Source organism: Marinomonas sp. S3726 (genome assembly GCF_000967665.1).
Classification (GTDB): Bacteria; Pseudomonadota; Gammaproteobacteria; order Pseudomonadales; family Marinomonadaceae; genus Marinomonas.
Genome location: NZ_JXYC01000014.1, coordinates 53823 through 67505 on the forward strand (window position 1 = coordinate 53823; position 13683 = coordinate 67505).

Annotated in this window: 14 protein-coding genes; all 14 read left to right on the plus strand. The window is 40.5% G+C overall.

Annotated elements, in window-relative coordinates:
- Positions 1–10 precede the first annotated feature (10 nt).
- The 14 genes from ureE (at position 11) to TW85_RS13445 (ending at position 13522) form a co-directional block, all read left to right on the plus strand.
- Positions 11–454: an urease accessory protein UreE gene (ureE, locus tag TW85_RS13380; protein ID WP_046017635.1), complete on the plus strand. Its 444-nt coding sequence runs from the start codon at positions 11–13 to the stop codon at positions 452–454.
- Entirely contained in the window at positions 435–1106 is a 672-nt protein-coding gene (locus TW85_RS13385) for an urease accessory UreF family protein (protein ID WP_343251978.1), read from the plus strand. Before ureE ends, TW85_RS13385 begins: the two co-directional genes overlap by 20 nt.
- Positions 1107–1139: 33 nt before the next feature.
- The gene (ureG, locus tag TW85_RS13390; protein ID WP_046017637.1) at positions 1140–1790 is read left to right on the plus strand and encodes an urease accessory protein UreG; all 651 of its coding nucleotides are present in this window, start codon (positions 1140–1142) and stop codon (positions 1788–1790) included.
- Positions 1791–1819: 29 nt separating this feature from the next.
- A complete protein-coding gene (locus TW85_RS13395) occupies positions 1820–2401 on the plus strand; it encodes a HupE/UreJ family protein (RefSeq protein ID WP_046017638.1) in 582 nt (193 codons plus the stop codon).
- Positions 2402–2646: 245 nt separating this feature from the next.
- Complete coding sequence (locus TW85_RS13400) at positions 2647–3024, plus strand: response regulator (RefSeq protein ID WP_046017639.1); 378 nt, start codon at positions 2647–2649, stop codon at positions 3022–3024.
- 5 nt (positions 3025–3029) lie between these two features.
- The gene (locus TW85_RS13405; protein ID WP_046017640.1) at positions 3030–4076 is read left to right on the plus strand and encodes a response regulator; all 1047 of its coding nucleotides are present in this window, start codon (positions 3030–3032) and stop codon (positions 4074–4076) included.
- A 264-nt stretch (positions 4077–4340) separates the two neighbouring features.
- Positions 4341–5690, plus strand: a complete 1350-nt coding sequence (locus tag TW85_RS13410; protein WP_046017641.1) for a sodium-dependent transporter — start codon at positions 4341–4343, stop codon at positions 5688–5690.
- A gap of 607 nt (positions 5691–6297) precedes the next feature.
- Positions 6298–6777, plus strand: coding sequence for a MarR family transcriptional regulator (locus tag TW85_RS13415; protein ID WP_046017642.1), 480 nt, complete (start codon positions 6298–6300; stop codon positions 6775–6777).
- A gap of 223 nt (positions 6778–7000) precedes the next feature.
- A complete protein-coding gene (locus TW85_RS13420) occupies positions 7001–7996 on the plus strand; it encodes an ABC transporter substrate-binding protein (RefSeq protein WP_046017643.1) in 996 nt (331 codons plus the stop codon).
- Between the two features lie 91 nt (positions 7997–8087).
- Positions 8088–8987, plus strand: coding sequence for a proline/glycine betaine ABC transporter permease (locus TW85_RS13425; RefSeq protein ID WP_046017644.1), 900 nt, complete (start codon positions 8088–8090; stop codon positions 8985–8987).
- The gene (locus TW85_RS13430; protein WP_046017645.1) at positions 8980–10191 is read left to right on the plus strand and encodes a glycine betaine/L-proline ABC transporter ATP-binding protein; all 1212 of its coding nucleotides are present in this window, start codon (positions 8980–8982) and stop codon (positions 10189–10191) included. The genes TW85_RS13425 and TW85_RS13430 overlap by 8 nt, the downstream gene beginning before the upstream one ends.
- Before the next feature lie 200 nt (positions 10192–10391).
- Positions 10392–11636: an ATP-binding protein gene (locus tag TW85_RS13435; protein WP_046017646.1), complete on the plus strand. Its 1245-nt coding sequence runs from the start codon at positions 10392–10394 to the stop codon at positions 11634–11636.
- A gap of 26 nt (positions 11637–11662) precedes the next feature.
- Positions 11663–12190: a response regulator transcription factor gene (locus TW85_RS13440; protein WP_046017647.1), complete on the plus strand. Its 528-nt coding sequence runs from the start codon at positions 11663–11665 to the stop codon at positions 12188–12190.
- A gap of 75 nt (positions 12191–12265) precedes the next feature.
- A complete protein-coding gene (locus tag TW85_RS13445; protein ID WP_046017648.1) occupies positions 12266–13522 on the plus strand; it encodes a GGDEF domain-containing protein in 1257 nt (418 codons plus the stop codon).
- Positions 13523–13683 lie beyond the last annotated feature (161 nt).

A 13683-nucleotide genomic window follows, 5' to 3' on the forward strand; every position in this document is an offset into this window, starting at 1 on the left:
GGAGCTAAACATGCTAGAAATTTATCAAAGACTAGGCACTCATTGCCACCAACCACTTCATACCCAAGTTGAGCTAAGCCATGAACAAAGAACAAAGGGCCGCCTCAAACTATTCGGTAAAAATGGCGAAGAAGTTCGCATCTTTTTAGAAAGAGGCAAAACCTTAGAAGTTGGCGAATACTTAAAATCTGAATGCGGTAAATACGTCCAAGTACAAGGCATGATAGAAGAGGTTTGTCAGGCTAGGTGTGATGATTGGCATACCTTTAGTAAAGCCTGTTATCACTTAGGTAACCGTCACGTCAAAATAGAAATTGGTGAGCTTTGGTTATGTATTAGCCCAGATCATGTACTAGAAGAAATGCTACAAAATCTTGGTCTTGAGATAAGCCGCAAAAATGTCATTTTTGTGCCTGAGTCCGGAGCGTATAAAGATGCTCACCACGGACACTAGTTTACTAAGATTGCTGCAATTAAGCAGTGCTAGCTTGCCTGTTGGTGGCTATTCCTTCTCTCAAGGAATGGAATTCGCAATTGACCTTGGTCTGGTTCAAAACCAAGAACAAGTACATGACTGGATCAAGACACAGTTAGAACAAAGTGTTAGCCAGCTAGACCTGGCTATCTTGTGTCACGCAATCAAGGCCTGCAAAGCAGAAGACTGGAACGCTCTCCTAGATTTAAACCAACTTGCTCTGGCCTGTCGTGAAAGTAAGGAATTAAGACTGACTGATACAGCAATGGGAGAGGCATTAGGGCGCTTACTGACCAATTTAGAAATAAGCTCCCCATTTAAAAAAGGAGACGAGGTAAGCTTTGTTAGTTTATTTGCTCTAGCCTGTGTTAATTGGCAAATAGATTATCAACTCGCCGCACTTGGTTTTAGCTGGTCATGGTTAGAAAACCAAGTCGCTGCTGCCACCAAACTGGTGCCTTTAGGACAAACCCAAGCACAGATTTTATTAGGTCAATTGCAAGCCTATATTCCCGCAGCAATTAATCATGCGCAAACACTTGCAACGCAAGATATAGGAGCGGGCTTACCTATGCTTGCCATTTTAAGCGCTCGCCATGAGCAACAATATTCGAGGCTATTTAGATCCTAAATCGGCCAACTAACACATTTAAAAGGAAAGGCTATGTCTGCAACAAAAAAACAATGTTTAAGAATTGGCGTAGGTGGTCCTGTAGGGTCAGGTAAGACTGCTCTACTTAGATCTTTATGTAGTGCTTTAAGAGAGCATTATGATCTCGCCGTGGTAACCAATGATATTTACACCCAAGAAGATGCTAAATTCCTAACTCATCATGAAGCATTATCTGCCGACAGGATCATAGGCGTTGAAACAGGTGGCTGTCCTCATACAGCCATACGTGAAGATGCCTCTATGAATCTTGCTGCAATTGATACCTTGATGGAACGTCATGGCGAACTTGATCTTGTTTTTGTCGAAAGTGGCGGAGACAATCTTAGCGCCACATTTAGCCCAGAACTGTCTGATCTCACTATTTATGTGATCGATGTATCGGCGGGCGATAAAATCCCTCGTAAAGGCGGCCCAGGTATCACCAAGTCCGATCTATTAATCATTAATAAAACGGATCTCGCCCCTCTAGTAGGTGCGTCGCTGGATGTAATGGATACTGATGCGAGAAGAATGCGTGGAGATAAACCCTTCATCTTTGCCAACTTGAAAAAAGCCGAAGGTTTAGACGATATAATTCAACTCATCATTCAGCTAGGCATGTTAGAATCCAAAACCATTCCCGCTGCTAAGGCTGTGGTCTAATTAAACACTTTATTATGGAGAATTCCCCAATGAGAAAGAGTCACTTTCTTGTGGTTGCTGCATTAGCCAGCATAACATCTGGTGCTTTTGCACACTCAGGCCATGAGGCTAGCATGCCTTTTATGTCAGGTTTCCTTCACCCTATGATGGGATTTGATCATCTAATTGCCATGTTTGCAGTTGGCCTTTGGGGTGCGCGTTTAGGTGGTAAAGCTATTTTTGCCGCGCCGTTCGCCTTTGTTGGGACTATGATTATTGGCTTTGGCTTAGCCATCGCTGGCATGAGTATTCCTTATATTGAACAAGGTATCATTGCCTCTGTTATCTTTTTAGGATTAGTACTGGCCTTTTCTGCTCGCCTACCTTTGGTATTTAGTAGTGGTTTAGTGGCTGTATTTGCTTTTTTCCATGGCGCCGCTCACGGAATGGAACTACCTGCTGATGCACACGCAACAGGCTTTGCCATGGGGTTCGCTGCTGCTTCAATCTTCTTCCACCTAATTGGTGTGGCATTTAATAAAGCAATTGAGCCTCTTAACCAAAAGCTTGTCTCTCGTATGACAGGTAGCCTGATTGCGCTATCTGGTGTTTTTCTTGCTGTTGGTGCATAAGACCTAAGCGAAAAACCAGAAAATCCTCCATAAATCCATAATAATGCTAAGTTAATAGGCATTATTATGGATTTTTTTTAGCTAAACTAATGTCTTCATTATCCTCATGGATAAACGGAAAGATCTAGGGAAGGCTAAACTCTAATAATCTGTTCAAACAAGTGAATAGATAAACGACTAATAAGATAGTCAATCATGCCTTCCCCAGATACTTATATTGAAATTTGATCCTGTTAGGGCGCTATATGCATCGTAAAGTCGAAAGCTCCATATTAATTGTTGATGATGTTTCTTCTGTAAGACAGTTTTTAAAACAGTCACTGCATCATCTAGGCACTTATGAAATTCACGATGCAGCCAATGCTAAACAAGCACTTCGCACCATGACCTACTTAAGGCCAGATATTATTTTTCTGGATATCGACTTGCCTGACCAACAAGGCACGACACTTATCCCTAAATTCTTACAGCTTTCACCCAGCACAACGATAGTCATGTTTTCTGCTAACAATACGGTTGAGAACATTGTTAAAGCGAAGAAACTAGGCGCTAAAGCCTTCTTAGTGAAGCCTTTTACCTTGAATAAAATTGACTTTATTTTAAAAAAATATGGCAGGAAGTAATTCTTATGGCGAGCAAGATTCTTGAGATTTTAGACAAGTGTGAAAGACGTTTAAGTAAGAAGGCAAAGCGCGCTGAGATAGCGCTTAAAATAAGTGGACAAGAAGTTTTTGACTTGTGTGAAACCTCTCAAGGTGATGACTGGCAAAGACTCTTTATCGCTATTATTCAAATTCATCTAGAGAGCTATTCAACCTCAACAAGCACACTCCAGTTTCAAGCAATCGACTCACTTAATGCGAGCCTTAGCATAGAAAACTTATCCGACGTTATCTGGCAAGGCGAAAGCATGGAGAAGTTAACACAAAGCAGCGTTGCCATTGATGCAATAACAATCACAAAGAGCGAAACAAGCCTTGAACTCTCCTTTCAATTAGGCAACCTATCCGAAATTAAAAACCACAAACTTATATTGTGTGCTGACGACAACCCAGATAACCGCCAAATTATGCAGTTATTATTAGAAAAAATGGGACACAAGGTCTGTACCGCTGAAAACGGCGAATTAGCATTACAAGCAACGCTAGAGCAAGAATTCGATTTAATTTTCCTTGATATTCAAATGCCTGTTATGGATGGGATAGAGGCATTAGAGTTAATACGCTCCACAGCTTGTGAAACACCTATCATAGCTTTTACGGCTCAGGTTTTTGATCACGAAGTAAGCCATTTATTAGAACTAGGCTTTAATGCTTGGTTAGCTAAACCAATAGATAGAAGTAAACTAGACGAGATATTAGCGCAATATCTTGATGTTCAAAGCCATACTGAAAACATTGAAATTGATTCAGCTGAATTAGATGCTTTAACTCACACCTACCAACAAAGCCTACAGCAATATATCGACGATATAGATGCAACAATAAAGACTCAAGACACCTCACAATTAGCACGCCTAGCCCATGCACTAAAAGGTAGCGGTGGTAACTTTGGTTTCCACGATATCACCCAAACGGCAGGGCTATTAGAGCAAGCTTGCTATGCAACACCTGACGTAATTCCAACAGAGCTGACAGAGGCGTTAACCAAACTCCTTAAAAAGTACAAAATTTGATCAAAAGTTTCTTAAAATACCGAATATAACGTCATTTTCTCTACAAATGCACAAAAACTGAGCGCTATCCTCTAGATAGATGTTGCTTATTAGAGCGTGTTTTTGAAATAATCGCCGTCCTGCACATAAAGCCCCCCATAAAGGGTGCTAAAAACAGCGTGTCATGTGGGAATGTCACACCTTGATTTTAGCTTTAGCTGATTTGCTGCAACCTTAAAAACTCATATATAAAAATGAGATAACTGATAATAAGTTGAGATAACTATGCAAGAAAAACAATCTATACACGGCACATGGGCGAGCCGTTGGATCTTTATTTTGGCGGCAACAGGTTCTGCTGTTGGCCTAGGTAATATCTGGAAATTCCCTTACATCACTGGTGAGAATGGCGGTGGCGCATTCGTACTTATGTACCTAGTATGTATTCTTCTCGTGGGCGTGCCTATCATGATGGCGGAAGTTTTTATCGGCCGCCGTGCACGTAAAAGCCCAATCAATGCGATCACTGAACTCGCTAAAGAAGCAAACAAGTCTACTAACTGGTCTATTCTTGGCCTAATGGGCATGCTAGCGGGTGTGATGATTTTCTCATTCTACTCTGTTGTAGCGGGTTGGGTACTTCATTATATCGCCCTAATGGGAAGCGGTGAATTTGTAGGTGCAAGCTCTGACAAAGCCGGAGAGATCTTTAACGGTTTACTAGGCGATCCTAAAACCATGCTACTTTGGCACACAGTGTTTGCCATTATGACAGTTGTGGTTGTTATCGGTGGTGTAAATAAGGGTCTAGAGCGTGCTACACGTATCTTGATGCCAGCTCTGTTTGTATTACTTATTATCTTGCTTGGTTACTCTGCAACGACTGATGGTTTCGCTGAAGGCTTTGACTTCATGTTCCATTTCGATGCAAGTGAACTATCTTGGGATGCGGTACTAATTGCTCTTGGCCACTCTTTCTTCACCCTATCACTAGGTATGGGTACCATAATGGCATACGGTGCTTATATGCCGAAAAAAGCCTCTATCGGTAATACAGTAATCACCATTGCTGTACTTGATACTGTTGTTGCTTTGATTGCTGGCCTAGCTATTTTCCCAATCATCTTTGCCAACAACATGGACCCAGGTGCAGGCCCAGGCTTGATGTTTGTTAGTTTACCCGTTGCCTTCGGTCAGATGCCTGGTGGTCAAATATTTGGCTTCATGTTCTTCTTACTAGTCGGTGTAGCAGCTTGGACATCAGCTATCTCTCTACTTGAGCCAACAGTTGCTTACCTAGTAGAAAAACTAAAATGGTCTCGTGTTAAAGCATCAATTATTCTTGGTGTAATCGTTTGGGCAATTGGTATTTCTTGCCTACTAGCCTTTAACGAATGGTCTGAGTTCAAACTGTTCGGTAAGAACATGTTCGATCTTCTTGATTATGCAACAGCTAACATCATGCTACCGTTAGGTGGTATTTTGACTGCACTATTTGCAGGTTGGGTTGTATCTAAGAAAGTCAGCCTTGAAGAAACAGCTATCTCTGAAAGCCTTCATACAGTATGGATGTTTACAGTACGTTTCGTAGCGCCTATTGCAGTAAGTATCGTATTTGTTTTAAACCTTAAATAAATACCTACTACGCATTTTAAAGCCCCAAGCTTGTATAAGCTTGGGGCTTTTTTGTTTTTAAAGTTAACCCATATTTATAGTGTAAATAAGAGGTTATTTCATGGCATAGCTTTCGTAACTTTGTATTAACACATCCACTAAGCCGTTTAAAAATCTAAAGCCTTCTTGCTTGGTTTCTTGTTCAGATTGTTTTAATTCCATTATCACTTACTCCTGCCCCTGCCTGTGATAATTAATACTAGTAGACAAAACCCTATATAGATAATGGATTTTCTTAATCAGCCTAATAGCTAAGGGAAGCAGCGATTAAGTCATCTCTTCTTAGTCTGCTCTTTTAAGGGAATTGCAATTAAGCCTTCCCGCCTCAGAGCCTATAACAAACCTACCTAATTAAGAGAAAGCTTAAGTTAAATTAGCAAGAATGATTAAATGTTATTTACATTTTATCCGCATTTGAATAAATTTAGTTACGACTATAATATTTTGATATCTAATCATTAGAATTGAATGTTTTTATTAGCTCTAAAATCTATTGCACCGTTCGCACAAAGCCCTATAATCCGCGAACTATTTTTAACACTCATCTTAAGCTGTATAGAAAGTAATTATGCCTGATTCACAACAATTACATGATGTGCTTATTAACTTACGCCGAGTAATAAGAGCGACTGATTTGCAATCCAAGCGGGTTGTTAAGAAGTGCGGCCTTACCATACCCCAAATTATGGTATTGAGTGCTATCCATGAATTAGGGGATGTGACAGTAAAACGCATCTCAGATAATGTCTCATTAAGCCAAGCAACAGTCACAACTATCCTTAATCGCTTAGAGGACAGGGTGTTAGTAGAGCGAGTTAGAGCCCAGAAAGACAAACGAATTGTCAATGCACGCCTAACAGAAGAAGGTCGTTGCATGTTAGATAATGCACCACCTTTATTAAATGAGAAGTTTATAGACCGCTTTGAAGATTTAGAAAGTTGGGAAAAAAATCAAATTCTTTCCACCCTACAAAGAATCGCCAGCATGATGGATGCAGAAAACATCGACACAGCCCCATTAAGTGAAGTTTCAAGCGATACTTTTTAAATAGCATTTCTCATTTTAAGACTCAACAAAAAAGCCCTTATTTTTAAGGGCTTTTTTTTATTTGATCAAAACTTACCCAATCACGACTAACCTTTAACAAACAACGTCTTGCCCGTTTACTGAATTAATTTGCGCACTAATAATTAGAGATGTAAACTATTCAATGTTTTGAACACTAATCATCTCCTTAAATAGAACAATTAAACAAAAAAGGTACCCCTCTATGCATAAACAAACTTTTGTCGCTGGAGCTATGGTCTTATTAAGTTCTGCAAGTTTTGCTGCCGATTCATGTGGTGAGATTACAATCGCTGATATGAACTGGAACTCAGCCTCTTTGATGGCGAATATTGATAAATACATCCTCGAAGAAGGTTATGGTTGCGAGATCGAACTGATCCCTGGCGATACTATGCCAACAGGTGCTTCCATGATTGAAAAAGGCGAGCCGGATGTGGCACCAGAAATGTGGAGTAACGCCATGCGTGATGCCCTACAAAAAGGTGTCGATGATAAACGTTTACGTTTTGCAGGTAACTCTTTATCAGACGGTGGTGAAGAAGGTTTCTGGGTACCTAAGTATCTAGTCGAAATGGACAGCTCTTTAGCGACTATTGAAGGCGTATTAAAAAACCCTCAACTATTTAAGCACCCTGAAGACGACAGCCTAGGCGCTCTATATAGCTGCCCTGCTGGCTGGAACTGCCAAATCTCTACTAACAACCTTTATGTTGCATTAGGCATGGAAGAAGCAGGCTTTGATATTATCGATCCAGGTTCTTCTGCAGGTTTATCTGGTGCTATTGCACGTGCTTATGAGCGTGGACAAGGTTGGTTAGGTTACTACTGGGCACCTACTGCCGTTCTAGGTAAGTATGAAATGGTGAAAGTTGATTTTGGTTCAGGCATTGATGAAGAACACTTCACGACTTGTCTGACACAAGAAGACTGCCTTGAGCCTCGCCCAAGCATGTGGCCACCAGCACCAGTTAAAACTATGACAACCGAAGACTTCGCTAAACGCGAACCTGCTGCCTATGATTATTTCACCAAGCGTTCATTTACCAACAATAAAATGAATGTATTGTTGGCTTGGATGGAGCACAACCAAGCAGACGGTGAAATTGCTGCTGAATACTTCCTAAAAAATAATGAAGAAATGTGGACTACATGGGTTTCTGCTGATGTAGCTAGCAAGATTAAAGCTTCATTAAACTAATCTTAAATACGCTAGTCTCCTCTACCTAACTGAGTTAGGTAGAGGCTATAAATAGTTTTTTTGCAACAAGATAAACGAGGCGACATTCACTATGTCAGATACTTCTTGGTTAAGTAAATTTCCACAACTAGAACGTGGCGATCTGATTGCCATCCGTAAAACTCTCGATGGTGCTTATAGGGAATTCTCTCGCAATTACGGCGATACTATTGAAAGCCTTTTTGACCCTCTCCTTACATTTTTAATTTGGTTTGAAAAGCTCCTTATTGCCTCTCCTTGGTGGCTAACCATAGGCGTAATCCTTGCGATCGTATATGGAGCAAGCCGTTCTTGGAAACTTTGCACAGGTGTCTTTGCCTCTCTAATCGCCATTGGCGTATTAGGCATGTGGGATGACACAATGCGAACACTCAGTATTATTACTGTCTGTACCTTACTTTCTATTGGTATAGGCATACCTACTGGCATACTCATGTCTCGCTCTAATCGAGTACAAGCTATAGTCACTCCCATACTCGATGTCATGCAAACCATGCCAGCATTCGTTTATCTCATCCCTGTTGTTATGCTATTGGGTATAGGTAAAATCCCAGGGGTTATCGCGGTAATTATCTATGCTGTTCCACCTGTTATTCGATTAACTAACTTAGGGATTCGCCTAGTTAACAAAGAAACCCTTGAAGCGGCAACTGCATTTGGAGCCACAGCTAAACAAAGATTATTTGGCATCCAGCTTCCTCTTGCTATGCCGACTATCATGGCCGGTATCAACCAAACCATTATGATGGCACTTGCCATGGTTGTTGTGGCTTCCATGATAGGGGTTAAAGGTTTAGGGCAGCCGGTTCTAAAATCTATTACTAACCAATATTTCACCCTAGGTTTATTCAATGGTTTAGCCATAGTTGCATTGGCAATCATCTTCGACCGAGTATCTCAAACCTATGCAAAACGCACTCAAAAACACCTAGGAGGCATGAATAATGACTGATTTAAATAAGGCCTCAACAGAAGACAACGAAACTCTGATCGAAATTAGTGGTTTGTATCAAGTATTTGGCAACAAAGCTAAGTCTGTATTGCCTATGGTTAAAGCAGGCAAAAGTAAAGATGAAGTGCTTGCTGAAACAGGCCATACGGTCGGCCTAAGAGACATTAATCTTGATGTAAAACGTGGTGAAATTTTTGTTATTATGGGTCTATCTGGCTCAGGTAAATCGACCATGATACGACACTTCAACCGCTTAATTGACCCGACAGAAGGGCAAATTAAAGTTGAAGGTGAAGACATCATGAAGCTTTCGGATGATGAATTGATTCAATTTCGTCGTCACAAAATGTCTATGGTATTCCAACACTTTGGCCTAATGCCACACCGCACTGTACTTGATAATGTTGCGTATGGTTTGGCCATTCAGAACGTTGATAAAACAGAGCGTTTAGCAAGTGCAAGCCAGTGGCTAGAAACCGTAGGTTTAGCCGGCTATGGTGATCAATATCCAGCACAGCTATCAGGTGGTCAGCAACAAAGGGTTGGACTTGCCAGAGCCTTATGTACTAATGCTGAAATTCTCTTGATGGATGAAGCATTCTCAGCACTTGATCCCTTGATCCGTAGTGAGATGCAAGATCAATTGATCGAGCTACAAGCAAAACTGAAAAAGACAATTATCTTTATCACCCATGATTTAGATGAAGCATTACGTATCGGCGATCGTATCGCTATCTTAAAAGATGGCATTCTATCTCAAGTTGGTAAACCAGTTGATATCTTACTCAGCCCTGCTGATGACTATGTTGAGGCTTTTGTTAAAGACGTTAACCGTGCACGAGCACTAAGCACACAAACCCTAATGCAAAACGTCAACAATACATTGGAATCACAGAGTGTTGAGTCAGCCATCAATTCATTAAACGCTAGCCAACAAGAATATGGTTTCGTTTGTAATAATGAAGGTTATCAAGGTGTCGTTACTCGCTCTCAATTAGAGCAAGCCGCAGCGAATGATAGTAACGCGGACATATGCTGTGATGAGCTTTTAATCAAGGTTCCTAGCGTATCTCCAACCCAATCATTGCAATCAGCTATCCCTGAAGCCTTGGGTCATAACTTTGCTCTACCTGTTACCTGTAAGGATGGTAAGTTGGTCGGCACAATTCCAAGATCAGAAATTGCTCAAGTGCTAGAGTCCTAATCTAGCCAAACCAAGCTTGGGTTAGTAAGACACTAACCCAAGCTTGGTTTATCCAAACTATTCCTGCAAACATCATCCTTTTCTTAAGAACTGAATACTAATTCTTCATCTCCTTCATAATTCGCTTATAATAACTTAATTGAAACACGAAGTTAGCTCTCACACCTATCCAACTAGGCAAGTCTACTCGAGGGGAAGTTATGGATAATCCAGCATTAGAACCAAGACATAATTGGCGAGTTCTACTTCAATTAAGAGCCATTGCCATAATGGGGCAAGCGGTTTGTGTCCTTGTCATCTTTCTATATTTCGATAGTGTCGAACATACTGCCGTCATGGCGGCTGTGATTGCCGTTTATGCTTTAATCAATGGCATTCTATGGGTACAACTACGTAACCCTGAATTACCCGGTAATAAGTCATACTTGTTTCAAATCCTATTAGATATCATTGAGCTCAGTGCTATCTTTTATTTAAGTGGCGGTAGTGATAACCCCTTTATCTTTTACTTTCTAGTCCCCTTAAGTATTGCTGCCGTAGTTTTGCCTTTAAATTATGTTGCCTGTGTCGCTATCAGCGCGATTATTGCCTTTAGCTTTTTAAGTCTTTATAACCTCCCGTTGCCAGAGTTCACTGAAGAAAATCAAAACTTAAACCTGTCACAATTTGCCCTCTGGTTTAACTTTGTCATGTGCAGCATCTTTATTGCCGGCTTTATCACACACATAGTGGGCTATATGAAGCGCCAACAAAATTGGTTATCTGACAGCCGTGAACACCTACTACAAGACGAACAAATACTCGCTATTGCAACCCATGCAGCAGGGACAGCCCACGAACTGGGAACACCTTTAAATAGCATGAAATTAATTATTGAAGAGCTCATCGTTGAGATAAAGGACAATGAAACAGCTCATCAAGATGTTCTACAATTAAAAAACCAGCTAGATAACTGTACTAAAATTCTTCGCAATCTATCTGAAGAGGCTAGAATTAATGAACACTGGCACAATGACATTACACTTGCGACTCAATATATGGAAAAAATTCTAGATAAGTGGCGCATATTAAGACCTGATGTCAGCCTTGATTATCAGGCTAAATCAGGTGAGTCGCCTTATATTCGTGTCGATCCAACATTGGACCAAGCTTTTTTAAACCTTCTTAATAATGCTGCCGATGCGAACCCTAATTCGATCGAAATTAAAGCTAAGTGGAATCTTGAAGAGTTTATTCTCACTATAAAAGATCATGGCGCTGGTATTTCTAACCAAGTTTTAGAACGTCTAGGGCAACAGCTCACTACTACTAAAGATGGTATGGGTATTGGCTTTTTCCTCTCTAATGCCTCTGTTGCAAGACGAGGTGGCACAGTCGCCCTTTATCCCGTCGAAGAAGGCGGCACCTTAACCCGTATAACAATTCCTTTTGCTGAGAAGCAATAAGCCTGTTTGGAAAACAAATTAATAAGATGAATACGAACCTGCTAATCATTGACGATGACGAAGTACTTACCTCTACCTTAAAACGCGCTATGGAGCGTCGAGGTTTAGAGGTTTCAACAGCAATGAATGGTGACGAAGCTTGCCTAGCTTTAAAAGAAAAGAGCTTTACCTATGCCACTTTAGATTTAAAGCTGGAGCAAGAATCTGGCCTTGCCATTTTAACCAAATTACTTGAAATACAGGCTGACTTAAAAGTTGTTGTGTTAACAGGCTATGCCAGTATTCCTACAACCGTTGAAGCGATTAAACGAGGCGCACAAGATTATTTATGCAAACCTGCTTCTGGGGATGATATCTATGCTGCACTACTTGGCAACAACACCGAAGAAGTTAGCATAGCAAGCAAACCTTTATCTGTTGATAGATTAGAGTGGGAACATATCCATAGAGTGATGGCAGAAAATAATGGCAATATTTCTGCAACAGCAAGAGCACTGGGCATGCATAGACGTACATTGCAACGAAAGCTACAAAAGCATCCCGCAACACATTAAATTTAATTCCACATAAACATTAAGTATTTAGTAAGCTATGGAGAAGGTCTAGTTAAAAAGTAAAAGAGAGAAGCAATGGCGAAAGCACATATTCCATTACAAAAGCTTGTATTAGTCAGCGTCTCTCTTTTATCTTGCCTGCCTATTACTGCCCTATTTCTTTGGCTTTTTATTAGAGTTGAAATCTTAGACTTTACAGGTGAGTTTCTCTCCATAGATTTTGCTTTTGTCGCAGCTTTAATATTGATGAATATTCTGATTGCTAAAAAGCTTGCGCGTTATTTAGACCATACCATTCAACCCTTTGTTGCAGCAGCTAAACACATACATCATTCAAAGAATAAAATCCCTTTAGAGAAGTTACGCACGACAGAATTTTATCAACTTGCAACCGCATTTAACTCTTTATCAGATCAAGTAGAACAACAGAAACGTCAGCTTAAAAAACAACAAGAGCATGATAAAACCTTATTGCTACAAAGAGTTGCAGACAACTTACCCGGCATGATTTTTCAATCCAAGCTCATCTCCTCAGGTTCGATTCTCACCTACTTTTTAAGCTATGGCTTAGAGCATATTTATGCCAATGCAGAAAAGCCTCAGGAACAAAGAGTTCATGAGCTTATCAACTCGTTTAATGTAGATGCTTTCCCAGAACTACTGAAAATCATGCGAAAATCAGCACACTCTATGCAGCCTTATCACTTTGATATTGAAGCGATTAACCTTGTTGGCGAAACTTATTGGCTATCGATATCTGGGCAACCTTCTATTAAAAAGGGAGAAGTGCACTGGGATGGCGTTGCACTTGATATCACAGAACGTAAAAATTATGAGACAAAAATGTGGCAGCAAGCTCATATTGATGCAATTACTCAGTTAAATAACCGGTCCTCCTTTAATAAACACCTTAAAGCACTCTGCAAACAAAAAGCCCTTCGCCCCTTCTCGTTACTCTTTTTTGATTTAGATGGTTTTAAAAATGTGAACGATAAACATGGTCATCATATAGGCGATCAAGTTTTAATTAAGTTTTCACAACAACTTACTCTGGTATTTTCACCGTTAGAGTCCAGTTTTCTGGCCCGTGTAGGCGGTGATGAGTTCTGCGTGATAGCGACTAATAAAGCAGACTTAATTAAACAAACCGATAACCTACTTGAAAGCTTATCTTTACCAGTCGATATCAATGGTATTCAAATCTATATTAAAGTCAGTGTCGGCATGGCCAACTGGCCAGAAAGTGGCCACAGCGCCGAAGCGATTCTCCATAAAGCCGACATAGCCATGTACTCAAGTAAAGAAGTTGGTGGCCATCAGTTACGCCAATGAACAATGACATTTGGATGACTCATGTCAATCTGATAAACTTGCGCCAAATTTACGACGATGATGGTTTTCGGCCTATTTTTCTCCGAAAATATTGAATTTTTAGATGAAGCAGACTAAAAACTGAACTAAAATCATCGGCCTTCCTTCCTAACTCAATCAGG

Coding starts and splice junctions, on each gene's coding strand:
- TW85_RS13400 (WP_046017639.1), top strand. CDS start 2,647: ATGCATCGTAAAGTCGAAAGCTCCATATTAATTGTTGATGATGTTTCT.
- TW85_RS13420 (WP_046017643.1), top strand. CDS start 7,001: ATGCATAAACAAACTTTTGTCGCTGGAGCTATGGTCTTATTAAGTTCT.
- ureE (WP_046017635.1), top strand. CDS start 11: ATGCTAGAAATTTATCAAAGACTAGGCACTCATTGCCACCAACCACTT.
- TW85_RS13405 (WP_046017640.1), top strand. CDS start 3,030: ATGGCGAGCAAGATTCTTGAGATTTTAGACAAGTGTGAAAGACGTTTA.
- TW85_RS13435 (WP_046017646.1), top strand. CDS start 10,392: ATGGATAATCCAGCATTAGAACCAAGACATAATTGGCGAGTTCTACTT.
- TW85_RS13425 (WP_046017644.1), top strand. CDS start 8,088: ATGTCAGATACTTCTTGGTTAAGTAAATTTCCACAACTAGAACGTGGC.
- TW85_RS13440 (WP_046017647.1), top strand. CDS start 11,663: ATGAATACGAACCTGCTAATCATTGACGATGACGAAGTACTTACCTCT.
- ureG (WP_046017637.1), top strand. CDS start 1,140: ATGTCTGCAACAAAAAAACAATGTTTAAGAATTGGCGTAGGTGGTCCT.
- TW85_RS13410 (WP_046017641.1), top strand. CDS start 4,341: ATGCAAGAAAAACAATCTATACACGGCACATGGGCGAGCCGTTGGATC.
- TW85_RS13415 (WP_046017642.1), top strand. CDS start 6,298: ATGCCTGATTCACAACAATTACATGATGTGCTTATTAACTTACGCCGA.
- TW85_RS13395 (WP_046017638.1), top strand. CDS start 1,820: ATGAGAAAGAGTCACTTTCTTGTGGTTGCTGCATTAGCCAGCATAACA.
- TW85_RS13445 (WP_046017648.1), top strand. CDS start 12,266: ATGGCGAAAGCACATATTCCATTACAAAAGCTTGTATTAGTCAGCGTC.
- TW85_RS13430 (WP_046017645.1), top strand. CDS start 8,980: ATGACTGATTTAAATAAGGCCTCAACAGAAGACAACGAAACTCTGATC.
- TW85_RS13385 (WP_343251978.1), top strand. CDS start 435: ATGCTCACCACGGACACTAGTTTACTAAGATTGCTGCAATTAAGCAGT.